Origin of the sequence: Pseudoalteromonas sp. H71, assembly GCF_001468485.1 — a bacterium.
Classification (GTDB): Bacteria; Pseudomonadota; Gammaproteobacteria; order Enterobacterales; family Alteromonadaceae; genus Pseudoalteromonas.
This window is the reverse complement of record NZ_LODI01000012.1, coordinates 18360-44273: the sequence shown is the minus strand read 5'-3', so window position 1 is coordinate 44273 and position 25914 is coordinate 18360. Positions and strand designations below refer to the sequence as shown.

General features: G+C 39.2%; 23 protein-coding genes and 1 pseudogene. 10 read left to right on the top strand and 14 right to left on the bottom strand.

The genetic code is table 11. From position 1 onward, the window contains the following. Positions 1 to 30 precede the first annotated feature (30 nt). Entirely contained in the window at positions 31 to 396 is a 366-nt protein-coding gene (locus ATS71_RS07425; protein WP_058404254.1) for a response regulator, read from the bottom strand. A 386-nt stretch (positions 397 to 782) separates the two neighbouring features. On the opposite strand from ATS71_RS07425, the gene ATS71_RS07420 reads away from it, so the two are divergent. Beyond that, positions 783 to 2543: a sensor histidine kinase gene (locus ATS71_RS07420; RefSeq protein WP_058404253.1), complete on the top strand. Its 1761-nt coding sequence runs from the start codon at positions 783 to 785 to the stop codon at positions 2541 to 2543. Between the two features lie 90 nt (positions 2544 to 2633). After that, positions 2634 to 3551 carry a recombination-associated protein RdgC gene (gene rdgC / locus ATS71_RS07415; protein WP_058404252.1) on the top strand — a complete coding sequence of 306 codons (918 nt, stop codon included), beginning with the start codon at positions 2634 to 2636 and terminating at the stop codon, positions 3549 to 3551. A 73-nt stretch (positions 3552 to 3624) separates the two neighbouring features. Here the strand turns inward: rdgC and ATS71_RS07410 are convergent, their stop codons facing one another. Beyond that, complete coding sequence (locus ATS71_RS07410; RefSeq protein WP_058404251.1) at positions 3625 to 4464, bottom strand: HDOD domain-containing protein; 840 nt, start codon at positions 4462 to 4464, stop codon at positions 3625 to 3627. A gap of 287 nt (positions 4465 to 4751) precedes the next feature. Between ATS71_RS07410 and ATS71_RS07405 the strand changes: the two genes are divergently transcribed. Next, positions 4752 to 6440, top strand: a complete 1689-nt coding sequence (locus ATS71_RS07405) for a dipeptidyl-peptidase 3 family protein (RefSeq protein WP_058404250.1) — start codon at positions 4752 to 4754, stop codon at positions 6438 to 6440. A gap of 42 nt (positions 6441 to 6482) precedes the next feature. Here the strand turns inward: ATS71_RS07405 and ATS71_RS07400 are convergent, their stop codons facing one another. Next, on the bottom strand, positions 6483 to 7010 hold the full coding sequence (locus tag ATS71_RS07400) for a fused DSP-PTPase phosphatase/NAD kinase-like protein (protein ID WP_058404249.1): 528 nt from the start codon (positions 7008 to 7010) through the stop codon (positions 6483 to 6485). Positions 7011 to 7042: 32 nt separating this feature from the next. After that, entirely contained in the window at positions 7043 to 7441 is a 399-nt protein-coding gene (locus ATS71_RS07395) for an HIT domain-containing protein (RefSeq protein ID WP_058404248.1), read from the bottom strand. A gap of 113 nt (positions 7442 to 7554) precedes the next feature. Here ATS71_RS07395 and ATS71_RS07390 point away from each other — a divergent pair, with 113 nt between their 5' ends. Both ATS71_RS07390 and ATS71_RS07385 read left to right on the top strand, forming a co-directional pair. Then, entirely contained in the window at positions 7555 to 9780 is a 2226-nt protein-coding gene (locus tag ATS71_RS07390) for a S9 family peptidase (RefSeq protein ID WP_058404247.1), read from the top strand. Positions 9781 to 9980: 200 nt separating this feature from the next. Next, positions 9981 to 11618 carry a methyl-accepting chemotaxis protein gene (locus ATS71_RS07385; RefSeq protein ID WP_058404246.1) on the top strand — a complete coding sequence of 546 codons (1638 nt, stop codon included), beginning with the start codon at positions 9981 to 9983 and terminating at the stop codon, positions 11616 to 11618. A 52-nt stretch (positions 11619 to 11670) separates the two neighbouring features. Here ATS71_RS07385 and ATS71_RS07380 read toward each other — a convergent pair whose 3' ends face one another. The 4 genes and pseudogenes from ATS71_RS07380 to ATS71_RS18690 form a co-directional block, all read right to left on the bottom strand. Continuing rightward, positions 11671 to 13206, bottom strand: a complete 1536-nt coding sequence (locus tag ATS71_RS07380) for a M17 family metallopeptidase (protein WP_058404272.1) — start codon at positions 13204 to 13206, stop codon at positions 11671 to 11673. 116 nt (positions 13207 to 13322) lie between these two features. Further along, a pseudogene (locus ATS71_RS18930) lies at positions 13323 to 13597 on the bottom strand (DinB/UmuC family translesion DNA polymerase); the annotation flags it as partial. 1 nt (position 13598) lies between these two features. Continuing rightward, a partial coding sequence (gene dinB / locus ATS71_RS07375) for a DNA polymerase IV (protein ID WP_235591439.1) occupies positions 13599 to 14375 on the bottom strand: 777 nt, incomplete at its 3' end. 73 nt (positions 14376 to 14448) lie between these two features. After that, positions 14449 to 14625 (bottom strand): hypothetical protein, encoded by a 177-nt coding sequence (locus tag ATS71_RS18690; RefSeq protein ID WP_171034614.1) that lies wholly within the window; start codon positions 14623 to 14625, stop codon positions 14449 to 14451. Between the two features lie 145 nt (positions 14626 to 14770). Here ATS71_RS18690 and ATS71_RS07370 point away from each other — a divergent pair, with 145 nt between their 5' ends. The 3 genes from ATS71_RS07370 to ATS71_RS07360 all read left to right on the top strand — a co-directional run bounded on the left by ATS71_RS07370 (position 14771) and on the right by ATS71_RS07360 (position 17330). Beyond that, positions 14771 to 15202, top strand: coding sequence for an acyl-CoA thioesterase (locus ATS71_RS07370; RefSeq protein WP_058404244.1), 432 nt, complete (start codon positions 14771 to 14773; stop codon positions 15200 to 15202). Between the two features lie 12 nt (positions 15203 to 15214). Next, positions 15215 to 16267 (top strand): aldo/keto reductase, encoded by a 1053-nt coding sequence (locus ATS71_RS07365; protein WP_058404243.1) that lies wholly within the window; start codon positions 15215 to 15217, stop codon positions 16265 to 16267. A 139-nt stretch (positions 16268 to 16406) separates the two neighbouring features. Continuing rightward, entirely contained in the window at positions 16407 to 17330 is a 924-nt protein-coding gene (locus ATS71_RS07360) for a hypothetical protein (RefSeq protein ID WP_058404242.1), read from the top strand. Here the strand turns inward: ATS71_RS07360 and ATS71_RS07355 are convergent. Genes ATS71_RS07355 through ATS71_RS07330 form a run of 6 tightly spaced genes read right to left on the bottom strand, consistent with a single transcriptional unit; the run spans position 17281 to position 23444 of the window. Continuing rightward, complete coding sequence (locus tag ATS71_RS07355) at positions 17281 to 17901, bottom strand: fumarylacetoacetate hydrolase family protein (RefSeq protein ID WP_058404241.1); 621 nt, start codon at positions 17899 to 17901, stop codon at positions 17281 to 17283. The two genes, ATS71_RS07360 and ATS71_RS07355, sit on opposite strands and share 50 nt — an antisense overlap. Positions 17902 to 17920: 19 nt before the next feature. Further along, positions 17921 to 19885, bottom strand: coding sequence for a response regulator (locus ATS71_RS07350; protein ID WP_058404240.1), 1965 nt, complete (start codon positions 19883 to 19885; stop codon positions 17921 to 17923). 10 nt (positions 19886 to 19895) lie between these two features. Then, on the bottom strand, positions 19896 to 20357 hold the full coding sequence (locus tag ATS71_RS07345) for a response regulator (protein WP_008126515.1): 462 nt from the start codon (positions 20355 to 20357) through the stop codon (positions 19896 to 19898). Next, the gene (locus tag ATS71_RS07340; protein WP_152995669.1) at positions 20358 to 21842 is read right to left on the bottom strand and encodes a sensor histidine kinase; all 1485 of its coding nucleotides are present in this window, start codon (positions 21840 to 21842) and stop codon (positions 20358 to 20360) included. 35 nt (positions 21843 to 21877) lie between these two features. Then, entirely contained in the window at positions 21878 to 22087 is a 210-nt protein-coding gene (locus tag ATS71_RS07335; protein ID WP_058404238.1) for a histidine kinase, read from the bottom strand. A 13-nt stretch (positions 22088 to 22100) separates the two neighbouring features. After that, the gene (locus ATS71_RS07330; protein WP_058404237.1) at positions 22101 to 23444 is read right to left on the bottom strand and encodes a sigma-54-dependent transcriptional regulator; all 1344 of its coding nucleotides are present in this window, start codon (positions 23442 to 23444) and stop codon (positions 22101 to 22103) included. Positions 23445 to 23662: 218 nt separating this feature from the next. On the opposite strand from ATS71_RS07330, the gene ATS71_RS07325 reads away from it, so the two are divergent. Continuing rightward, entirely contained in the window at positions 23663 to 24178 is a 516-nt protein-coding gene (locus ATS71_RS07325) for an NUDIX hydrolase (RefSeq protein WP_058404236.1), read from the top strand. Between the two features lie 211 nt (positions 24179 to 24389). Beyond that, the gene (locus tag ATS71_RS07320) at positions 24390 to 25766 is read left to right on the top strand and encodes an NAD-dependent succinate-semialdehyde dehydrogenase (protein WP_058404235.1); all 1377 of its coding nucleotides are present in this window, start codon (positions 24390 to 24392) and stop codon (positions 25764 to 25766) included. Positions 25767 to 25914 lie beyond the last annotated feature (148 nt).

Genomic DNA, 25914 nt, shown 5'->3' with positions numbered 1-25914 from the left:
ATAAAACAGCCTTTTTTAACATAAAAAAACCTAGTGAATGCCAAATTTATGCAAAATACCATTCATTCGTGTTTTATCTATTGGTTTGTTTATAAAATCGATAGCGCCTAATTTAGCCACTCGCAACTTCATTTTCTCTTGTATATCAGCAGAAATAACAAGTACAAAACACTCAATCTTGTTTGTTTTTATGTATTCAAGAACGCCAACGCCGTCAACTTCAGGCATGGTTAAATCTAGGCATAACAAATCAAAACGGTTCGTTTTTAGTAGTTCAATCGCTTGTGCGCCATTTGTAGCTTGCTGAATATCGGCATTTATACACTGTTGCAAACATCTGATTACTTGTTTTCGTGCAACTGTTGAGTCATCACACACTAAAATAGAAAAATTCATATTATAAAACTACTAAATAAGCATAATTAATGTCGTTAAGGACAACGGTCGGTAGCAAGGTCGTATTTTTGTACAATGGTACCTATATTTACTACAAAATACCTGTGCTTTTTGTCCACATTTTGTAACAATCTATTATTGAATAAACTTAACAAGCTAAAAGGGATAGTTTACTATTGCGAAAATGCATAAAAAACAAACAACAATTAGTTTATCAATAATATACAAACACTCCGATATAGGTAGTGTGTAATAAACAAAAACAAAAATCAGCCTTTATTTGTCATAAAATAAATCATTTATTATTTGTTTTTAAGCATTTATTGACTAGATTTTAAATAGTAGTGCAAATACTTAATTAAAGTTCAAGGAATTATTGATACCCCATGCTACAAAAAAGCCTTTCTAAAAGATTACTGACCAGTGTGTTATCGGTCTATTTTTTGCTTACCTTTGTAGTGACATGCGGGCAGGTACTTGCCGAGTACATAAATACTAAAGATTACATTAAAGATGAACTTGCCACTTTGCAAAAAACTTTTAGCCGCAGTTTAACACGAGCAATTTGGGAGCTTAATACAAAGCAAACAATAACGACCGCAGAGGGCCTGCTAGCTATTCCTATGATTGAGGGAATTATTGTGCGTGATGATAGTGGCGAGGTTATTTCACAACTTGGCCGCTCTTTAGATATCCATAAGCTCTACAGCCAGCAACTTGTTCAAGAAGAAGCCATGTTGGAAGACTCAAAATCAGGGTTATTTGGCTATACCTTCCCACTCATTTTTGAATTTTCAGGACGGGCTACGCAAGTAGGTGATGTAACGTTATTCTCCAGCAGAGAAGTGGTACTGAGTAGAATAATGGTATCAATCTACTTTTTGATTGGTAATGCCATGATTAAAACAACATTTTTAATTATTTTATTCTTAATGGCGTTTAGAAAATTACTCACCGACCCACTTTATCAACTCACCGAACAAATCGAAAACCTACAACTCGATGAGCTAGAAGGGCAACACATCGAAATTGAGACCGAAGAGCACAATGAACTTAAAGTAATGGAGCAATCTTTTAATAACCTAATCGATAAGGTTGTTCAGTACAGAAAAGAGCTCGAGCGAACTCAAAGCAAATTAATTGTGAGCAACGAAAAATTAGACCAACATAATATTCAGCTAGAGCAAGATGTTGCCCGTAAAACGTCTAACTTAAGTCAAGCAATGATGGAATTACAACAGCAAAAATATGAATTAGAAAAACAAAAAATAGTCCTTACCGATGAAATAGACTTGCGCCGAAGCACCGAGCAAGAGTTGCTCACAAAACAAACAGAATCGCAACGTTACATTGACGAGCTAAAACTTGCTCAAGAACGACTTGTTGGTACAGAAAAAATGGCCGCTTTAGGAGGGTTAGTTGCGGGGATCACTCACGACATAAATACCCCCATCGGCATTGGTGTAACCGCGGTATCATTTTTAGAAGAGCGCTTAAATAAGCTTGAAAGTGCCTATGTTGAAAAAACACTTTCCCCTAAAGCATTAGAAGAATTCATTAACGAAGCTAAGCAAAGCACAAGCTTGCTTACAACAAATTTAGATAGAGCCTCAGACCTCATTGCAAGTTTTAAGCAAATTGCTGTAGACCAAGCCAGTGAGGCTGTGCGTACCATAAACTTTAAAGATTATGTAAATGAAGTAATACGCTCGCTTCACCCTAAATTGAAAAAAACATCGCACACTATCAATCTGCAATGCCCCGATGACCTAGTATTAAATTTACCAGCCGGCGCCATAAGCCAAATATTTACCAATCTCATAGTTAATTCACTTATTCATGGTTTTGAAGGTAAAACCAATGGTGTAATGGATATCACTATTACCAGTGACGAAAACAACTTAACCATAGACTACAAAGACAATGGTAATGGAGTACAACCAGATCAACTTGAAAAACTGTTTAACCCGTTTTTCACCACCAAACGCGATGAAGGTGGAAGTGGTTTGGGCACTCATATAATGTTTAATTTAGTTAAGCAAACTTTAAGCGGCTCAATTGAGGCAACAAGTGAACCTGGTGAAGGGTTGCATTACTTTATACAGTTTCCTAAAAATATGGCTAAACCACTTTCTATATTCAATTAAAGTTAATTTAAATAGTCGTTAATCAGTCATTTCGAGGAACGACTTTTATTGCTATGATTGAGCAAATTTTTCAGATGGATTATCTCCCCTATGTGGTTTAGTAACCTTATTTGTTACCGCTTTAAACAAGATGTTTCGTACACACAAGAAGACTTTGATAAAGCACTAGAACAAGACCTATTTCGCCCTTGTACAGGCCAAGAGCTCTCTACCTTTGGCTGGACTAAAGCATTTGGAAAGCATAGCGAAGCTCTTTCTCACTTCTCTCAAAAAAGTATATTAGTATGTGCTAAACGCGAAGAAAAAGTCTTACCGGCTTCTGTAATAAACGAATTAGTTGCCGAAAAAGTTGACCAAATCGAAGCTGAAGAAAATCGTCCAGTTAAAAAGAAAGAAAAAGACGAATTAAAAGAAAATATTCTTCATACCTTACTTCCTCAAGCATTTAAAAAGTCGAGCCTACAGTTTGCATTTATTGACCAAGAAAATGGGTGGGTTGTAGTAAATAGTGCAAGCTTTAATAAAGCTGAAGAGCTTTTAGCACTATTACGCAAATCATTAGGTACACTCCCTGTCGTGCCTGCATTTGCAAATTATGACCTTGATGTATTTTTAACTGATTGGCTAACTAACTTTACCACACCAGAAGGCTTTGCAATTGGCTCTGACGCTGAACTTGAAGAAGCTGATGACAGTGGCGCGCAAGTTAAATTAAAAGGCCATGATCTGTCGTGTGATGAAGTTAAATCACACCTTGAAAGTGGTAAGCGCGTTACTAAACTAGCCCTCGATTGGCAAGAGCGTGTTAAATTCATGTTGCAAAATGATGGTTCAATCAAACGTTTGAGTTATTCAGATACATTAAAAGAAGAAAACGCTGACATACCTAAAGAAGATATGGCAGTAAAACTTGATGCCGATTTTATTTTAGCATCTGAAGAAATTAAACAATTGCTAGAAGAGCTAACCCAAGGTTTAGGCGATGCTGACGATTTAGTTACCCCCTAAGCACGCGTTAAATAGCAATAAAAAAGCACGATATTTAATCGTGCTTTTTTATTGCGCTAAATTTAAGGCTTAATTAGCTAAACATGTCTTTTACGTCTACAAGCATTTCATTGTATTCATCGCTTGAGAACAACTGCATAGATGAAATAACACCTTTATCAATATAAGTTTGTAGAGCTGCTGATTTATCAGATACCTGTAAAGTCCCCTCTAAAATAGCCCCAATTCGAATAAAATCTACATAACTTATTTGTTCTGGTTTATAGCTTGGGTCAGCCCAACTTAATGCCACATTTGAAAACTCAACAGGGAATTCCCACGCATCCATGATTGATGACCCAATTTTGCCACTTAGCTTTTGAATAGCATGTGCTAAAAAGCTAGGATTTGCAAACACCTCAGGGTGGCGCTCAGCTTCAGTTAATATAGGTAATACACCAATGTTGTAAACTAAAGCCGCTAACGTAATTGAATCGCGATTTAACGACGTACGTTTATTATTTTGTAAGTAAAACTCCATTAACGTAATTGAATGACTCGCCACCGTTAATGTTTTTTGCCACGCTTTACCCATATAGCCTTTAATAAGATCGTTGTTAGAAACAAATAATTGTTCCATAGCCATTGCTGTCGCTATGTTTTTAATTTGACGCAACCCAATGCGGGTAACTGCTTGATGTAAGGTAGATACCTTAACCGCACGTCCCATAATTGCACTATTAGCTACTTTAATCATACGAGCAGATAACGAAGGATCTTGTGAAATAACCTCCGACATTTGCATTAAATTAACTTCAGGGTTGTCTGCAGCTTGGCGAACTTTAACCGCAACTTCAGGTAATGTAGGTAATACAAGTGTATCGTTATTTATTCTATCAACTAATATTGTTAATAATGCATTCTCTGTAGACATAAAGCAGTCATCCTTTTAGTTGTAATAGTACTACACGCTACAACAGTTAATTTTTATAATAATGAACTTACAATCAGTATTGCCTAACTTACCGTTAAAGTTAAGGAAATTATATAATTTTATTTTGCTCTCTTATTTTCAACAACACAATTACCATACACCGCCTAATACTTGCTATTTACTGTTTAGGTTTGCTTTAATGCTGTCACAATATAGTAGCGTGCCGCCAATGAGCCCCAAAACAAGCGTCTACCCATTATTAAATTAACTTTTAAATAGGCAAAATAATGATCTTAAATAAAATTAGCCAAGCCATTTTACTCTCTGGTGTTGTTTTTCTGAGTGCATGTTCAGAACAACCGTCATCATCTTCAGAGACCACATCGCAAACACCCGTAAAAGTAATGGGGCCTGAGCTTATTAATGTTGATAAACAACGCTTAGACATATACACCGACTTTAGCTTACAAAGCGATTTATCACACTTAAGTGACAATCAAAAGGCAATGGTTGCTATTCTGATAGACGCATCAAAAATAATGGATGCCTTATTTTGGAAACAAGCATTTGGTGAAGATAAAGATGCCTTTTTAGCAAAACTAACTGATCAACAAATTCGCAAATTTGCCGATATAAACTACGGCCCGTGGGACCGTTTAAATGGCGATGAAACGTTTCTTTCAGGCTATAAAGAAAAGCCATTGGGTGCACAGTTTTACCCTGCTGATATAACTAAAGAAGAGCTTAATAACACGGACGTAGAAGATAAAACAGGCCTCTACTCAATTATTAAACGCGACGAACAAGGTAAGCTTTACAGCGTGCCTTACTCAAAAGAGTACGCAACAGAACTGGCAAAAGCAGCTGACCTACTTCGCCAAGCCAGCAAACTTGCCGACAATAAAGAATTTGCAAATTACTTAAATCTCCGTGCTGACGCGCTTCAAAAAGATGACTTTCAGGTATCTGACTTTGCATGGATGGACATGAAAAATAACCCAATCGATGTGGTTATTGGGCCAATTGAAACCTACGAAGACCAATTATTTGGTTATCGTACTGCCTATGAATCTTATGTATTAATTAAAGATTTAAAATGGAGCGAGCGTCTTGCCAAGTTTGCAGCCTTTTTACCTGAGCTTCAAAAAGGTTTACCTGTTGATGACAAATATAAACATGAAGTCCCCGGATCAGATGCAGACTTAAACGCGTATGACGTTGTTTATTATGCTGGTCATTCAAATGCCGGCAGCAAAACCATTGCAATCAACTTACCAAACGATGAGCAAGTTCAGTTAGAAAAAGGCACGCGCCGCCTACAACTTAAAAATGCCATGCGCGCTAAATTTGATAAAATATTAGTGCCTATTTCAGAGCAGTTAATTGTGCCTGAGCAACGAAAGCACATTACCTTTGATGCTTTTTTTGCTAACACCATGTTTCATGAAGTAGCGCATGGTTTAGGTATTAAAAATACGATCACAGGTAAAGGAACGGTTCGCCAATCATTACAAGAGCACGCAAGCGCACTTGAAGAAGGTAAAGCCGACATTTTAGGTTTATACATGGTTGAGCAGTTATTAAATAAAGGCGAGATCAGCGAAGGAACTATTGAAGATTACTACATTACCTTTATGGCCGGCATTTTCCGCTCAGTGCGTTTTGGTGCGTCAAGTGCACACGGGAAAGCGAATATGATTCGCTTTAACTTTTTTGCACAAGAAGGCGCATTTTCTAAAAATGAAGAAGGCTTGTACCGCGTCAACATGGAAAAGATGAGTATTGCTATGGCTAAGCTTTCTCGTCTAATTTTAACTTTGCAAGGTGACGGCGATTACCAAAAAGTCGACCAGCTGATTGCAACCCATGGTGATATTAAAGAGTCACTCACCAAAGATTTAGAAAAACTAAGCCAAGCTAACATTCCAGTAGATGTCACATTTAAGCAAGGTAAAGACGTACTTGGTCTTAACTAAAACTAAAAAGGCGTTACAATTAACTGTGTAACGCCTTTAGTTTTATTTGCTTATAACATCTCGCACTTTAGATTCCAGGCTCTTCATTCCCCAGCGCCTTCCTTTTTCAAGCGCCTCTTCAATACTTAACCCGTCTTCATGGGCTGAAATAGCAACTAAAGCCCCAACTCGATTACTACTAGCACAATGAACCAAAACCGGCTCACCGTTTAGTTTTTTAAGTAAATTTGCTAAGTTGCGTGCATTCGCGACTGTAATATCTTGGGCACCAGAAATAGGCAATGCGTGATAATCCATACCAAGCGTTTGAACAAACTCACCTTCATCCCAATCTTGTTCATTTGTCCCACGTAAATTTATAACGTGCTTCACATCTGCTTTAGATAATTGCTTTAATTGCTCTTTGCTGGGCTGTGCAGCCGAATACACAAGGTTGCTATGAACAGCAAAGTTCTTAATATCAGCTTTTTTTACAACCTCGGTATTATTTACCTGCTCAGTAGCAGCAACATAACCGCCCGATAACGCAATAACAAATAAGCTCGTAGTCAGGGTTTTAAGTAATTTCATTTTAATCCTCACTTGTGTAAATGTTTTCGCTTTTAAAAACGTGCTTTTATTTTTTCTATTTGTTCTTCAGTGTAAGGGACTGCCGCAAACTTACCCCATATTGGCGCAGGCCACGCCTTATCAGTTTTAAATCGTGCAATATGATGAATGTGTAATTGCGGCACCATATTCCCTAAAGCGGCGACGTTTAATTTATCTGGGTTAAAAACCTCAATAAGTAACTTACTCAGTTTTGCAGACTCTTTTAAATACACCACTTGATCGTCTTCAGATAAGTCGATTATTTCTTTTAAACCAGCTTGCCTTGGTACTAATACAAACCAAGGATACAGGCTATCGTTTAATAAAAGCACCTTGCAAAGAGGCCAATCGGCTAACTCGATACAATCTCGTTGAAGTTCAACAGCCAGTTCAAATTGACTCTCAGTCATTGTGTTTATCCTTGTTAATCTTTAATAATTGCTACTTTATAGCATTTAGTTGCAGTTGCACACGCTTGGCTTTACCATTCAAAATAATATTTATACTGAGCTAAGGTAACCTTGTGCTAAAAAAAATAAAACACCTCTCACTTGCTGTACCACTTATTGTTGGTGCTATCAGTGTTCAAGCAAAACCTTTATCGCTAGAACGGATTTTTGATGACCCAAGCCTGTCAGGTAAATCTCCCGTTCAACTTAAATTTTCGCCAGATGGAAGTCGTGTAACCTATTTACAAGGTAAAACTGACGACTACAACCGTTACGATTTGTGGGAATATAACCTAGACGATAACACTAATCGCGTATTAGTCGATTCAGCCGAATTATTTTCTGGCCCTGAAAACCTATCTGATGAAGAAAAAGCACGCCGTGAACGCCAACGTATTTTTGGCAAAGGCATCCTAGAGTACACATGGTCAACCGATGGCAAAGCGCTTTTGTTTCCGCTTAATGGTGATCTGTATTACTACGACTTAGCCTCAGCTAAAAGTAAAAAGCTGACCAACACAGAAGCATTTGAAACCGACGCACGCTTTTCGCCAAAAGGTAACTACGTATCGTTTATACGAGAGCAAAATCTATATGCGTTAGAACTTCATTCAGGTAAAGAAATTCAATTAAGCCAAGATGGCGGCGGCGTTATTAAAAATGGCATGGCTGAGTTTGTAGCGCAAGAAGAAATGAGCCGCATGACAGGTTACTGGTGGTCTGGTGATGAAACTAAAATCGCTTACACCCGTGTTGATGAATCCCCTGTTAAAGAAGCTATTCGTAACGAAATATATGCCGACGAAGTAAAATTATTTAATCAGCGCTACCCTTTTACCGGTACCGACAACGTAAAAATTCAGTTAGGTGTCGTTAAATTAAACGATCAAAAAGTTGATTGGATTGACTTAGGTAAAAATCAAGACATATACATTGCCCGTGCTAAATGGTTAAAAGACAGCAAAACGCTTTCTTACCAATGGCAAAACCGCTCACAGCAAACTTTAGAACTACGTTTTTATGACTCGGAGTCTAAAAAGCAAAAAGTAGCCCTAACCGAAAACAGCGATACATGGATCAACCTGCATTTTGACCTCGTTTTTTTAAAAGACAAAAAACACTTTGTGTGGGCGTCTGAGCGTGATGGATTTAAGCACCTGTACCTTTACCGCACAAATGGACAGTTAGTTCGTCAAATTACATCGGGTGACTGGGCTGTTGATAGCTTAAAAGGCGTTGATGAGAAAAAAGGCATAGTGTACTTTGCAGGCAGAAAAGATACACCACTTGAAAGCCATTTATACAGCGCGCCTTTATTTAAAAAAGGCGACTCTAAACGAATCACTGAAAAAGGCCAGTACCACAACGTCGTACTTGCAAAAGATAGTAAAACGTTCATCGATACAAGTTCTTCAGTGAACAAACCAAACTCAGCGGCACTGCGCAAAGTTAACGGCGAATTTATTACATGGCTTGAAGAAAACAAGCTAGATAACAACCATCCACTTACTCCTTACCTTAGTAATTTAGCTAAACCTGAATACGGGACAATTAAAGCTGAAGATGGTCAAATAATGCATTACCGCCTATTCAAACCAACTAATATGAGCGCGGGTAAGAAACACCCTGTCATTGTAAATGTATACGGCGGTCCACATGCTCAGCGCGTTACAAATAGCTGGCGTAGCAAAAATTTATACTTTCAATATATGGCGCAACAAGGTTATGTGATTTTTCAACTTGATAACCGTGGTTCGTACAACCGTGGTAAAAAGTTTGAAGACGCTATATACAAAAACCTAGGTGACGTTGAAGTAGCAGACCAAATTAAAGGGGTCGAATTTTTACGTACACTTGACTACGTAGATGCTAAGCGCATTGGCATATATGGCCATAGTTACGGTGGTTACATGGCATTAATGACCATGTTTAAAGCTGGTGACTACTTTAATGCCGGTGTGTCAGGTGCGCCAGTAACAGATTGGGCATTATATGACACCCATTACACCGAGCGTTATTTGGGTCACCCTGATACGAATGCAAAAGGGTATGAAGCCAGCGCAGTATTTCCATACACCGATGGCCTTAAAGGGCCACTGATGATTTACCACGGTATGGCAGACGACAATGTATTATTTACCCATGCAACTAAACTATTCAAACAACTGCAAGACAGTGAAAAGCAGTTTGAAATGATGACCTACCCAGGTTCAAAGCATAGTTTACGCGGTAAACAGGTTCAAACTCATTTACATCAAACTATTACGAATTTCTTTAACCGTCATTTTGATGTTAAATAACAAACAGTAACTTACTTATGAAGGCTGATTTTTAATCAGCCTTTTTTATTTAAAGCCAATCTTAAACTCAGCCTTTGTTCAATGGTTCCTATAAAGATCGAAATTAACCCTCAAAAGATAAACATCCCCTAGATTAAATGCATATTTTTACTAAACTTATTTGATGCACTTTTTTGTGCAAATAAATAAAGGATACGCACATGCTTAATCTTCGACGTTTTAGTATTTTTCAGCGTTTTGCTATGTTGGTTGGCATTGTTATTTTTGGCTTAATTGTGTTGAGTGTTTCTAGCTTAAATAACCAATATAAAGCCCTTAAATACGAACAATACCTAAAAACACAAAATGTAGTGGAAACCGCTTATAGTATTATTGAACACTTTTACACACTCGAACAAAACAATACACTCACACAGCAGCAGGCACAAACGCAGGCAATAAGTGCAATACGTGCCCTTCGCTACGATAAAACTAATTATTTTTGGATAAACAACTACCAACCAGAAATGGTAATGCACCCAATAAAACCTGCCCTTGAGGGTAAAGATTTAACAAACAATAAAGACCCAGACGGTAAAGCGTTGTTTGTTGAAATGGTAAACATTACTAAAAAAGACGGCGAAGGCTTTATCCCTTACAAATGGCCAAAACCCGGCGAAGAGCAACCCGTTGATAAAATCGCCTTTGTAAAAGGGTTTAACCAATGGCAATGGATAATTGGCTCAGGTGTTTACTTAGACACCATTGATGCGGCCTTTTCCTCTCAACGTAATCTTATTATTTTAAATGCTGTGGTGATGATTGTAGCTGTTATTGCATTTAGCTACTTTATAGGGCGAAGTGTGTTACTACCGACGCGACTTGCTGCCAATATGATGAAAGATATTTCGCAGGGTGAAGGCGACTTAACACGTACTTTAAATGAAGAAGGTAACGATGAAATTTCGAAGCTATCGCATTCATTTAATTTATTTGTTTCTAAAATGCGTGAATCTTTGGAACACGTATCAAAAAGTGCAAACGATGTTAACGAACACGCCCACACCGTTGACGATTCAACAAAAACTAGCCAATCATTCATAGAGCTACAAAACGACAGCTCGACACAAGTTGCAGCGGCAATGGAGCAAATGACCCACCAAATACATGATGTGAGTAGCAACGCAGAAGCCGCAGAGCAAGCAGCTAACGATGCAGCACAAAATGCATCAACGGGTAAACATGTCGTCGCAGAAACAATAACCGCCATAGAAACACTTTCAGCAAACATTGAAACAGTAAGCCGTGTAACTGAAGATTTAGCGAATGAAAGCCAAAACATAGGCTCTGTACTTGATGTAATTAGAAGTATTTCGGAGCAAACAAACCTACTCGCACTGAATGCTGCAATTGAAGCCGCACGAGCGGGTGAACATGGCCGGGGGTTTGCAGTAGTTGCTGACGAAGTGCGCACACTTGCCAGTAGAACGGGGCAAAGCACGGATGAAATTCAATCAATGATCAGTAAGCTACAAGAAGGTACCCGTGCGGCTGTAGACGCAGTAAAAGCTAGCCAAACACTTTCTGTATCAACTGTTGAACAGGCGTCCTCTGCTAATAACTCACTTAATGAAATAGAACGACTCGTTTCTATTATCACTGAAATGAACAGCCAAATTGCACGTGCAACAGAGCAGCAAACTCAAGCTGCAGATGAGGTAAACTTACGCATAAACGATTTATCTCAATCAACTGAACAGTCGTTAGATAACACCAAGCAACTTAACAGCGCAAGTGACAAGCTCAAGCAAAGTAGTACAGAGCTTTCATCTATTGTTAATCGGTTTAAATTACATTGAGTATAAAAAAAGCCCTGTTAAACAGGGCTTTTTAATCTAAGCAGTTAACTACTTATAAGCAGTAACAGGCAAATAAACTAGCAACAGAAGCCGCTGTTGGTTTGCCATGTTGCCAATCACCGCCTTCAACACCGCTACCAGCAATATCCATATGCACGTATGGCAATGGCTGTGCAGCGTCAGTTCCGTGTTTATCAAGTCCACCAACAACAGCTAAAAACGCCATAGGGAACTGGTGACCACGTGCAGTAACCGCAGAAGCGGCGTTATTACTTGAAAGTACATCATCTGCTAGGGTACGTGGCTTAATAAAATCGTAATCTTCACGGCGCGAGCGCGATACTTCAGCACCATCTGCCCATAAATCACCACAATCAGCAATTTGGCGAGACACTTTAGCAAGCCGTGCTGGGCCATTTTCTACATAGGCACCATAAGGTCCCATAGCTCGTGCAGCATGACCTGTAAGCGTTGCCACGGTAAACAGTGTAGGATTAACTTCTGTTTTAGCTAAATCTTTCATTTCGCTTAATAGGTCACCCATTGCCAAACGCCCTTCTGCATCAGTATTACCAATGCGTACGCGCACACCTTCACGGCTGGTAATTATCTCATCAGGTACAAAACAATCAGACCCAATTGAATTACGCACTACCGCTAAGTAAGCAATAACCTTTACACCTTTTGGTTGATAATCAGCAACGGCCTTCATAAAGCCTGCAACCGACGCTGCCCCCCCCTTATCACGACTCATACCAGCCATGTAACCACCCACTTTTAAATCAGCACCGCCGGTATCGTAAACAAGGCCTTTACCAACAAACATAAGTGTACGGGTCACTTCGCCCTCAGGTACATACTCAAGTTTTACAACGCGTGGGTGGTGGCGTTCAACCGCATAAGATGCACGCGCAACAGTACTCAACATGGGGTAGTTTTTGTCAATGTCAGCAATATTGTCAATAACATCAACAGCTATATTTGTGCCTTTAAATAAATCAACACAATAATCTGCAAAGCGAGGGGGCGCCATACGCTCAGGCTCAGTACCACATAAATCACGAGCAGCATACTGGCCAGCCGCAATCGCATTAACGGCTTTAACAGTTTGCGAGCTCGCATTAATTAACCCAATAGTGGCTATCGGTTCAATGCCCTCGCCATGGTGCTCACGTGCTTCTAATGGCTGCCAAAGCGCTTGGCACATACCTAAAAATGCAACTTCTAGCGCATGCTGATAACGGCTATCACCTGACAAGCTAGGTAAAAATAAGGCTGGGTTTACACTACCTGATAACTTAGCTTCATTAATTGCAAGTTTAGCTGCATCAAAATAACGACGCACATCGTCGTAATCTCTATTTAATGGTCCTGTTGGTGCTAAAATCACGCGCTTATTGTCAATAACAAGTAAGGTTACTTCCTTGCCAATACGCGCATCAATTTTTGACTGAGCTAAAACTGCATCGCGTAGCGAATTATTAGGTAATTGAGAAAAGTCATCACTTATGATGATCAGTGCGTCATGTGATGCACATTCAAGGCTAGCGCTTGTTACTTGGGCTAACACGGCTTTAGGGTATGCCATAAATACAGGTCCTGTTAAAAACATAGACCTTTATTATCGTCGATTTGTATATTGAAGACCAGTAAGATGCGATAAGCGTTTAATTTATCTAAAACGCTTGTTAAAAATTTTACGCATTAATCCAAAATGCTCAATTGTAAGTTACGCTCTGGCTGGCTTTTAATACCGACGCCAATGCCTAATAACCTAACAGGCTGCTGCAACCCTCGTTGGTACGCCTTAGTAAGTAACTGTACAAAAATTTCGGTATTTAATTGGTGATAAGCCTGATCGGCTGACGTAACCACAAAATTAGCAAATTTCACTTTTACACTCAGTTTGTTGATACGACTTTGTAATTGTTGCTTATCAAGCCTACGCGTTAATTCATCAATTAAGCTAGGGATCTGATNCAAACATTCTTGGAGGCTGGTTTTATTGTATTCGTAGGTGTGTTCAACACTTAGCGACTTACGTATCCGCTCGGTTGAAACGCTACCAATGTATTCTCCCGCACATTTTTGATAAAGCGATACACCAAAATTACCCACATGCTGCTGCATCCAGTTCACCCCTTTTTCACGCACATCCCTTCCAGTATAAAGCCCTTTAAGATTTAACCTCTCTAATGTCACTTTCCCCACACCGGGAATTTTCCCTAGCGGCAGCTGTTCCAAAAATTGGTCAACCTCATTAGGTAGTACAACAAATTGGCCATTTGGCTTATTTTCGTCACTGGCTATTTTAGCAATAAATTTAACGGGGGCCACACCCGCAGAAGCTGTTAATCCTGTAGCGTTATATATGTCAGCCCTTATTTGCTGAGCAATAAGTGTAGCACTGCCTTTACAGGCTTGGCTGTCAGTAACATCAAGGTAAGCTTCGTCAAGAGAAAGTGGTTCTACAAAGTGGGTATAGCGACTAAACACTTCGCGTATTTGGCTCGATATTTCTTTATAAACAGCCATACGTCCGGGCACAATAACCAAATCAGGACATAATTGCTTTGCATGGTAATTAGACATCGCAGAGCGCACGCCAAACTCTCTGGCTATATAGTTGGCAGTAGATAACACGCCGCGCCGACTGTTGCCGCCAATAGCAAGCGGTACATTTGCAAGCTTTGGGTTGTCTCGCATTTCTACCGCCGCATAAAAGCAGTCCATATCTATGTGTATAAACTTTTTCATCACCACAATAAAGACTGTTTATTTATACAGTTATTATCATGTAATCACTATTGATAATCAAGCTTAGTGGCAATTAAAAAAGACGTTTATTGTTTTCTTGCTCTTTCATGCTTCGTAACCAAAGCAAAACTTCAAAAAAGAACCCTGCCAAAATAAGAATAATAGCACCAGAGGCGTTACCCATTGCATAACAGGTAAACGACGCTATAAAAACTAAACTAGCTAATAACCAATTAATTATATTTTGCATGTGTGTGCTCCTGTGTGTGTGTTTTAACTGTATACCAAAATCAATTGGTTACAAAGTTTTTTAAAACCACCTAATTATAAATTCCCTTGAGCTCGCTAGTTCATATTGATAACCTAAGTGCTTTAAAGTTAAGAGCTATAAGTACATGCAAAGGTTCAAAGATAATCACCCAATTCATACCGACATCACTGTAGCATGGGCCGACATGGACGCCCTTCAGCACGTTAACAACGTGGTATACCTGCGTTATTTTGAAATAGCCCGAATAGACTTTTTAAATAAACTAAACTTATTCGACACCATTAAACCCGGTGGTATTGGCCCTGTAATAAGTGAAAATACGGTTCGCTATAAACGCCCGGTTACCTTTCCAGACACCCTGACTGTTGGCGTGACTATTTCAGATATTAAAACCGACCGATTTGTTATGAATTACAGTATATTTAGTCACGCACAAAATGCCATAACCACTACAGGCACATCAAAAGTAGTCATGTTTGATTTTAAAACGGGTGCAAAAGCGCCTATTACAGAGCCACTTTTATCAGCCTTAGTTAAATACGCCCAAGACGAGTAATAAGGAATTTTTATGCAATACAGTCCACTTGGTAGCAGCGGTGTTGATGTTTCAAGAGTCTGCTTAGGCAGTATGACCTGGGGCGTTCAAAATACCCAACGCGATGCAGACGAGCAAATAGCCTATGCATTAGATCGAGGCGTAAACTTTATTGATACAGCTGAAATGTACGCTGTTCCTCCTTCACCCGAAACCTACGGTAAAACAGAACATATTATTGGCGACTGGCTTTCTCGTAATCAACAAAAACGTAGCGACATAGTACTGGCAACAAAAATAGCAGGTAATGGCCTATCGTGGGTACGAGGTGGTGGCGATATAACGCGCCAAGCAGTTATAGAGGCGGTTGATAATTCCCTCAAGCGCTTGCAAACCGATTATATTGATTTGTACCAACTGCATTGGCCTAATCGTTCAACGCCACATTTTGCAAGGCAGTGGCCAGGAGTACTTAAATTTAGTGATGTAGATACGCACGCTCACCAAGCTGGCATGCTTGATATTTTAGAAGGCCTTAACGATTGTGTTAAAGCGGGTAAAATCAAACATTGCGGGCTTTCTGACGATACGCCTTGGGGGATAAGCCAATTTGTAAGCTTAGCCAAAGAGCATAACTTGCCACGCATGGTGTCTATTCAAAATGAATTTAGCTTAGCCCATGCTAAAGACTGGCCCTATTTAATTGAGCAATGTGTACACGAAGATATTGCCTATTTACCTTGGTCACCCCTCGCGGCTGGTTTATTAACAGGTAAATACCTTAATGGTGCTCGTCCTGAAGGTTCTCGATGGAGCTTTGCACAGCGAAACGGAATATTTAGAGATACGCCCAATGCTCAGCAAGCAACTAAGCAATATGCCGAGCTCGCATATGCAAACAACATAACGCCTGCACAACTTGCTCTTGCGTGGTGTAATCAGGTTGATGGAGTAACGTCTTCTATCATTGGCGCTACAACTATGGCGCAGTTAAAAGAAGACATAGACGCATTTAGCATTACTTTAGATGACGAAACCTTAGCAGGAATAGGAACTATTTTTAAAAACTTCCCTATGCCTTATTAGCTTAAGTTTGTACCTTAAAATTAATATTAAAGCAGGTAAATCACTACCTGCTTTTTTTTAAAACTAATAAAAATGAATGTTTATTATTGTTAATTATTACCTATACTAAAAGTATTACTTTTTAAAAAAAGTCTGTGCAATGGCAAAACGCGTATTATTAATTAGTTTGTTACTTATATCGTTTACAGCGCTTGGCACTGCTAAGAAAGTAGAGCCCATTAAAGAAATAATTTGGCTACAAAGCTACACCCCTCCGTTTCACATAACTAAAAGCGATAAAGCGCCACAGGGTGGCCTTTGCGATAACCTGACAGAGCAACTAATTAACACTATCACTGATGTAAAGCATACACGGCTTGTTGTTCCACAGCAGCGTATTAATAAGTATTTAAATGAAGGTAAAAATGTATGCTTTCCATGTGTTATTTATAAAAAGAATAATAATCACATACTCAAACTATCAAACCCAACAACGGTTTACCCACCATTTTCCGTATTAACAACTAAAGAATTAGCCCCTAAATTGACCAAAAAATATGGCTCACCAATCAATTTAATTAATTTATTAGCCGATCAACACTACATTTACGGCCAAGCTGCTGCGCGTAAATTTTCAAATAAAATAAACACAATTATTAGCAATACAAAAAGCAATAATAGCTCGTCACTTAGTTGGAGTAGTGAAAATGAAAGCCAGGCTGTCATTGCGCGCTTAAGTCATGGTTTTATAGATTACTCTATTGATTACCCATTTATGGCAGACTACTTTAATAAACAAGAAAGGTTTAATAACATAGTTAGTCTCCCTTTGGCTGGAAACGAAACTGACTTTATACGAGGTGCTGTGGGCTGTGCTGTAAAAGCAGAAAATAACTTTGCATCTCAAGCTATAAAAAAAATTAATGACGTATTAAAGGCGACCATTTTACAATCACCTGAATATATTAAAAGCCAGCATATTTTTTTAAACTCTAATTTTGCTGACTTTAATAAACATTATCAACAGCAGGTTATTAACTTTGAACAACCTTCCATTGCTGCTCCAACAAACACTGCTCATTAGCGAATAAAGCAACGGTAAAGGTACTGTTTGCAACAACCTCACCAACTCCTGAAGGTGTGCCAGTCATCACTACGTCACCATCATCTAAGTGCATAAACTCGCTAATCTCTTGTAAAATTGCATCGGGTTTATGCAACATAAAATGAGTATCGCCTTGTTGCGTAACAACACCATTAATTTTTAGCTCAAATGTAAATTGTTGAGTGCTATCACTTAGCGCAATAAAATCACTAAAAATAACAGAGCCATCAAATGCCTTTGCGCGCTCCCAAGGTAACCCTTTATTTTTTAATTTGCTTTGTACGGTACGCTTTGTTAAATCTAGGCCTAATCCTATACCTACAAACTTTTTATTTTTTACTACAAAGCATAATTCTGTCTCGTAGTGTAAAACATCATCATTATGAAGCGCTTTTAAAGAGTGAGTAATGGCACTATTAGGTTTGTTAAATAACACCATTTCATCGGGAGTTTCGTTATTTAACTCTGCAATGTGGGCTGTGTAATTTCGACCCACACACACCACTTTTGAAGGCGTTAATCTTTCAGAGTCTAGTGTTATAAACTGCATATAATTTAAACCTTATGCTTTAACTTATAAGTGTTTCTAATAAGCCTAAATTTATAGGTTTTAATAAAACACGATCAATATTTAAATCCTTTATCTCTGTAGGATCAGGTTCCGCACCACTTACAATAACTAGGCGAAGTTCAGGATAACGTTCATTAACCTGCTCACCTAAGTCAATTCCGCTGCCATCGGGTAAATGCATATCTAACAATACTTTATCAAATTGCTGATCGTGGTTTAGTATTTGCAAACACTGCGCACAGCTTGACGCTATAACCGTCTCTACTCCTAAGCTTTCTAAAAGCAACTGGGTTATTTGTGCAGCATCGTCATCATCTTCTACCAATAAAAAGCGCTGCCTTTTTTCACTTAGCGCTTTAACTTGAATATCTTTTGCCTGAGGAGCATTTTCCGGCGACACTAAATAATCTTGAAGACATTGATATAGCGAACTGCTATCTACTGGTTTGGGTATCACATCGTTGAAACCAAGCGCGGCAAGCTCTTCGTGTATGCCTTTCATTGTGGCAGCCGTAAGCGCAATTATTGGCCCTTTGTAGCCCATTTTTCTAAGCTCGATGGTTGCTTCTTTACCACCCATTACAGGCATATGAATGTCAATAAAAATGATATCGTAAGGTGCCTTGTAGGCGTCGGCTATGCGTACTTTCTCAAGAGCTTGTTGGCCATGCTCTGCGTAGTCTACTCGCGCGCCGCAGCTACTGATCATGTGCCCAACGAGCATACGTAAGTCGCGTAAATCATCAACAACCAATACACGTCCATGCACTTTACTCGGCGTTAATTTACTTTGTAACTGCGGGACACTGCTAAAGTTAAGCACTTGCCGTTCAACATCACTAATGTCACCAGGGTACACCGAAATAGTAAAGGTAGAACCTTTGCCTATTTCTGAATGCAAACTTATACTACCTTGCATACGAGATAATAGCTCTGCACAGATTGCCAAGCCTAGCCCCGCACCGCCGACTGAGCGCGATTCAACATCCGCTATTTGTTCAAACGGTTTAAAAATCAGCTGTTGTTTTTCAGGGGCAATACCCATGCCTGAGTCTTTAATGCTAAAAAAGAGCATTTCTTTGTTATCAACATGCTGCGTCCATGCCTTAACAACTATTTCGCCTTTATCGGTAAACTTAACCGCGTTATTAATTAAATTTATTAATATTTGACGAACACGCGTCGCATCAAGGCGAGTAACAAGCGGGAGTGCTTGGTCGGATTCAAAGCGTAAAGTTAAGCCTTTATCAAGCACCGACACTCGCATTAACGTATATACATCAGCAAGCATGCTATCAAGGTTTACTTCACTGAGGGTAAGCTCTAGCTTATCTGCGGCTATTTTTGATAAGTCTAATACATCATTAAGAAGGCTAAGTAAGTGCTTACCATTTCGATAAATAACCCCTAGCTCGTTTTCAGCTTGCTGACTAAAGTCGCTTTGCATCAACAATTCTGTGTAACCTAAAATAGACGAAAGCGGTGTACGTAACTCATGACTTAGGTGTGCTAAAAAACGGTCTTTTGAACGGTTTTCAGCTTCCGCTTTTAATCGCTCTACCCGTTCTCCTTCAACATCTTTTCGGGCAAGGGCGTAACGAATTGCACGAGCAAAACGGCTTGAGCTCATTTCTCCTTTAATCAAATAATCAACGGCCCCGGCATCAAGTGCAGCAGAGTCTAACTCATCATCCGATTGCCCAGTAAGCATAATAATAGGCCCGCTAAAGCCATTTGCTGTCGCCTCTTTTAAAACATCAAGCCCATTAGATGCACCCAAGCGGTAATCAAGCAAACAAATGTCGTGCTCGTTTTTACTGAGCGTTTCAATTGCTTGCTCAGGAGAACTTACCCATTGAACGTTAAACGTATGTGAGTCTAATTGTTCCAAATAGTCGCAGGTGAGTATGTAATCATCTTCATCGTCTTCTACAAGCAGCAATTGAGTCACTTTATCTAACATACAATCTCCATTAATCGTTAAAAGTACTTGGTAGCTCTACAAATTCAACCCAGTATTTGCCTAGTGTTTTCATTAAATCAACTAAGCCGTCAAAGGTAACTGGCTTGGTAATGTATGAAGCCGCACCTAAGTTGTACCCTTTAACCATATCTTCTTCTTGTTTCGATGTAGTTAAAATAACAACTGGAATCCCTTTTAAATTTGGGTTTGCTTTAATCGCTTCTAACGCCTCACGGCCATCCATTCTTGGCATGTTTAAATCAAGCAAAATAAGTCCAGGGCGAGGAGAGACCTCTTTATCAGCAAACTTGCCCTTTCGCTCTAAATACTCAAGAAGCTCAACACCATCTTCAACAAAGTGAAGCTCATTGAGCACTCGACTTTCCGCGAGTGCATCTTGCGTTAATAAGCGATCATCTTCGTCGTCATCTGCCATTAAAATAGTAATTGGTTTAACTTTTGTGTAGGGCATTTAAGCCTCTCCTTGCAAAGTGAAAAGCGCAGCTTCCACAGGTAATTTTATAATGAAGGTTGCCCCTTCACCGTCTTTACTTTTAGCCGTAATAGTACCGCCATGGCGTTCTACAATTCGTCTGCACACAGAAAGGCCAATACCCGTTCCTTTATACTGTGAACGACCATGTAAGCGCTGAAATGGTACAAATATTTTGTCGGCATAGTCTTGAGAAAACCCTATACCATTATCTTTTATAGTAATAACTTGAAAGCTTAATTCTGCATTGTGATCTTCATTAAAAATAGCTTCGTGTTCGTAGCTAATTTTTATATGCGGGCTCGCATCTGGGCGTCTAAATTTAACCGCATTGGACAGTAAATTTAAAAAAAGCTGCTGCATTTGGCTTTTATCTGCCTGAATAACCGGTAGTTCGGCCACTTCAATTTGCGCATCTGACTCTTTTATTGCAATTTCCAAATCGCTAAGAATATCGTCTACTACTTCATTTAAGTTGGTATCATCAAAGTCCTTACCTCGTGTAGTAACACGCGAAAACTCTAACAAGTCGTTAATTAAGTTCGACATTCGCTGTGCGGCATTTTTCATACGTCCAATATAATCTAAGCCTTTTTCACCTAAATCATCTTTAAACATGGTTTCTAATCGGTCACTAAATGCCTGAATTTTACGAAGTGGCTCTTGCAAATCATGGCTTGCCACAAAGGCAAATTCCTCCAGCTCTCGGTTACTTCGGCTTAACTCGTCTGAATACAAAGTGAGCTCTTGTGTGCGCTCAGATACCTTACTAGCCAATGTTTCGTTTTGCTTTTCAAGATCAAACCGATATTGAGCCGCATTTCTCAGGTTCATACGCGTCATTACAAACATACCAATAATCAGTATTGCGCTAGTAATCGCGGTAATTGCAAACGTAATTTTAGCTTCGTTTTTAATTTGAGCGAGTTTAGAGAAATGGCTTACCTTAAACAGTAATTCACGGTCTTGAATATCATTAACACGTTCACGAATTTGCTTATAAAGCTCTCGGCCTTTGTGGGTGTTTAAAATAGCGAGTGCACGGCGCTCTTTATCATCAAGCGCTAAATTAACGGTGTTTTTTAGCTCTTCAATTTTACTTTCTGTCAATATAAGCAGCTGAGCTATCCGCTCTGATTGGCCATCAATTTCTGAGTGCAGAGACTTAACATGATCGGTTTGCGCTTCAAGCTGCCCAACTGCATCGTAGTAAGGTGTGAGGTAATCATCTTCCTCTGTCAGCAAGTAACCACGCTGCCCAGACTCTGCCTGTACAATAGATAAGTGCAATTGCTCTATTGCCGAACTTAGCATGTTGGTGTTATCTAAGCTTTTTTGTGTTTGAGTTAACCCTTGAATGGTATTTAATGCTAAAAATGCATTACCCACAATAATAGATAACACCACAACTATAAAAGCCGCCCACGTAACGTTTGCTTTACCTTGTTGTTTTTGCATGCTTATTTTACTTTCCTGTTTGCGTATAAAACACGCATTAATTATTGAGAATCAACAATTTGCTGTAAGCTTTCACTGCATTGCTGGCAATTAACAATAATTTTATTAAGTGCCTCAAGTGCTTTTTCTTTTGGCATATCGTTTTCAAGTACCAACTTAATTAACTCTGCATTCATCGAAATGCGATTTAAAGGGGCTCTTGCGTCATGAACTAATTTATTAAGCGGCTCCGGTTGATTGCTCTGTGTCATGTTATCTCTCAACTTATTTATACTCGCCAATACCACCATAGGCATTCAGACGGTTGTAAAGTGTTTTAGTACTAATGCCCAGCATTTGTGCAGCAAGTGTTTTATTTCCTTGTACCTTATCGAGTGTTGCATGAATAAGCTCTTTTTCAACTTCTTCTATGGTTTGCCCAGCCGATACCGCGTTGTCAGTGGCTTGATTGTTCACGCGAGAGAATGGCGACTCAAGATTATCTGGTAATGTCACTTCGCCTGATTTAGGGTCACTCATGATAAAAGCACGGTGTATTGCATGGCGGATTTCACGCACATTGCCAGGCCACTCATAACTTTGTAGCTCTTTAAGCTGTGCAGCAGTCCAACTAAATGCGGTGCCATTTTCATCGTTTAACTGATCTAAAAATGCTTTGGCCAACAGTGGTATATCGTCTTTTCGGTCTCTAAGTGGCGGTATGTCAATAGGAAACACTGCTAACCTAAAGTAAATATCTTCACGAATAACGTTATTTTGTGCTAAATCTTCTAACGAACGGTTGGTTGCAGAAATAACTCGGCAATTGGTTGGGATTTCTTTATTGCCACCAACACGGGTTACTTTTTTGGTTTCGAGAACGCGCAATAAATTAGGCTGCATATCAATTGGCATTTCGGTTACTTCATCTAAAAACAAAGTACCGTCGTTTGATTGCTCAAACACCCCTTCTTTACGCGCAATTGCACCTGTAAATGCGCCTTTCTCATGGCCAAACAACTCACTGCCAATCAGCTCTTTTGAAAGTGCGCCACAGTTACTAGCCACTAACGGGCCTTCGCATTGGCTCGCATTATGTATTGCTTGAGCCACTACCTCTTTACCTGCGCCACTTTCGCCCATCAGCATGACATTAGCGTTTGTTTTAGCCACGCGCTCAATCATGTTGTAAAGTTTTTGCATTGGCTCTGACTCACCAATTAAGCTGCCAAAATGACGCGTAATACCACTGGTTTTTGCCTTTTTAACGGCTACTTTTTTAGGGCCATTTAAAACAAGCTCTAAATCTTCCCGTTGTAGTGGTTTAAGAAGGTGGCCAATATTAGGCTCGCACATATCGGCTAATATTCCCTTCACTGAAGGGTGGCCCGATATAAGTGTAATTTTTGGAGACTGGCCAATTATTTTTAAATGATCAAGCAAGTGGAGTCCGCTTCCATCAGGTAACATAAAATCAAGTAGCACGTGATCAAAGGTATTATTTTCAAACCACTGGTGTGCTTCTTTTAAACTGGTTGCGGTGCTTATATTATGGCCGAGGAATTCGACTATGTGGCAAACAACGTCACTAAATTCAACGTCATCATCTACTAAAAGTATGTTTAACATGATAAATCCCTGTTCTTTTTTTTTATTCTACGCACCCTAAGAACTAATTTAAAGGTGTGTATTGAGCTAATCTTTTAAAACCTAAATGATTTGTTGTTTCATAATATCAGCCTTCTATTTACGTAAGCTGAAAAAAAACGATCACAATAAAAATAATTTTTATTGGCAACTAATACTTATACCACTGATATACTCACTTTTTAATAGAAGGAGATGAAATGCAGCAATTAAAAACCCTAATCCACTCAGGTATTAATATAAACCAAGGCACTCATTTCACACGCATCACAGCGCGTGCCATAGTAATAAAAGATAATAAAATACTGCTTATGTACACCAATCGTTATGACGATTACAGCCTACCGGGCGGAGGTGTAGATGAAGGTGAAAGTATTGAAAAAGGCTTAATTCGCGAGCTAAATGAAGAAACCGGTGCGCAAAATATCACGGTAATTAAAGACTTTGGTCTCTACGAAGAATACCGCCCTTGGTATAAAGATGACTTTGATATTATTCATATAAAATCGTATTGCTATGTGTGTAACATTGCCGATAAGTTTGGAAAAGCAAAATTAGAACACTACGAACAGCAAAATGGCATGACTGCCAAGTGGGTAGATATAAACGATGCAATTGCACACAACGAGCGCACATTAGCAAATAGTGAAAAACAAGGCCTATCTATTTTACGTGAAACGTACCTGCTCAAACAAATTGCACAAACACTTTTCTAACGCTATTTAACTCCTTTATAAGTTTGTAAATTTTGCACTGACCAGTATTTTTTACCTTCCCTAATTTAAAAAAGCTATAAAAAAAAATAAAACAACAATTTAAAAACAAAATAGCCATTATTAATCAAAAGGTTAACCTTAGATTATTTATTAGATTATATTGGCCTTTGTTTTGCACCTACTTGCTTACATAAATTGTAAGGAGATAGGAATGAGCAATACAGTTAAAACGATTAATCCGGCAACTGAGCAAACCATCGATACCTACACGCTACTTTCTCAACATGAGGCTGAGCAAGTAATCGAAAAATCTCACGAAACATATTTAAAATGGCGTTTGACGTCGTTTGAAGAACGTGCAAAACATTTAAATGCCCTAGCAACACTTTTTGAAGAACAAAAAGAAGCCATTGCTAAATTAATGACCGAAGAAATGGGTAAAGTGTACGAGCAAGGTTTTCAAGAAGTTGAGTTGTGCGCGGGCATTTGCCGTTATACCGCTGAAAACGGCCCACAGGTGCTTGCAGATGAAGAGCGCGACATGGACGGAGGCCGCGCAATTATTAGTTACCAACCAACAGGCGTATTGTTAGGTATTCAACCTTGGAACTTTCCGCTTTATCAAGTTATACGTTACAGCGCGGCTAACATTATGGCCGGTAATACCACCGTTTTAAAACATGCGGGTAACGTATTTGGCATGGCTGAAAAAATTGAAGCCTTATTTAAACAAGCTGGTTTTCCTGAATACTGTTTTAGTAATTTATTAATTGATGGCAAAACGGCAAGCAGCCTAATTGCACACAAATCAATTAGTGGCGTGACCTTCACTGGTAGTGATGCAACGGGTAAAAAAGTAGCTGAAGAAGCCGGTAAACATGTCAAAAAATCAGTACTAGAACTTGGCAGTAACGACGCTTACTTAGTGTTAGACGATGCTGATTTAGAACTAGCCGTTAAAACCTGCGTAATGGGCCGAATTATTAACAACGGCGAAACCTGTGTTTCTGCAAAACGCTTTGTAGTGGTTGAATCACTTTATGATGACTTTAAAGCACAAATTAAAGAACAGTTTGAAGCGTTAAAAATGGGCGACCCAATGGCCGATGATACAGACCTTGGCCCAATGGCACGTGAAGACTTACGCGACGGTATTCATGACCAAGTCATGCAATCGGTTAAAGCAGGTGCAAATATTGTAACGGGTGGTGAAATTCCATCGCAAACGGGTTACTACTACCCGCCCACAATTGTTGATAACTTATCGCCGGGTATGCCTGCATACGACGACGAATTATTTGGCCCTGTCGCTTCACTTATTAAAGCAAAAGACAACGACGATGCCATGCGTATCGCCAACGACTCTCGCTATGGTTTAGGCGGTGGTATTTTTTCTAAAGATGAGAAAAAAGCTATCGAAATGGCTAAAAAGCACTTTGATACCGGTATGATCAACATTAACGGCTATGGTTTAGCGCAGCCAAACCTACCGTTTGGCGGTGTTAAAGAAAGCGGCTACGGCCGAGAGCATGGTGGCTTTGGGATGCGCGAATTTGTGAATATTAAATGTATTATGGTTAATAGCTAATTTAGCTACACACGTGAAATACACGTATTAAAAAAGTATTAATACGTATTTTAAAAATATTATTGAGCCTAAAGGTGAGCAATCACTTTTAGGCTTTTTTATGGGAGAATCTTCATGGTTTTATGCACGAATAGATCCATCCTACAAG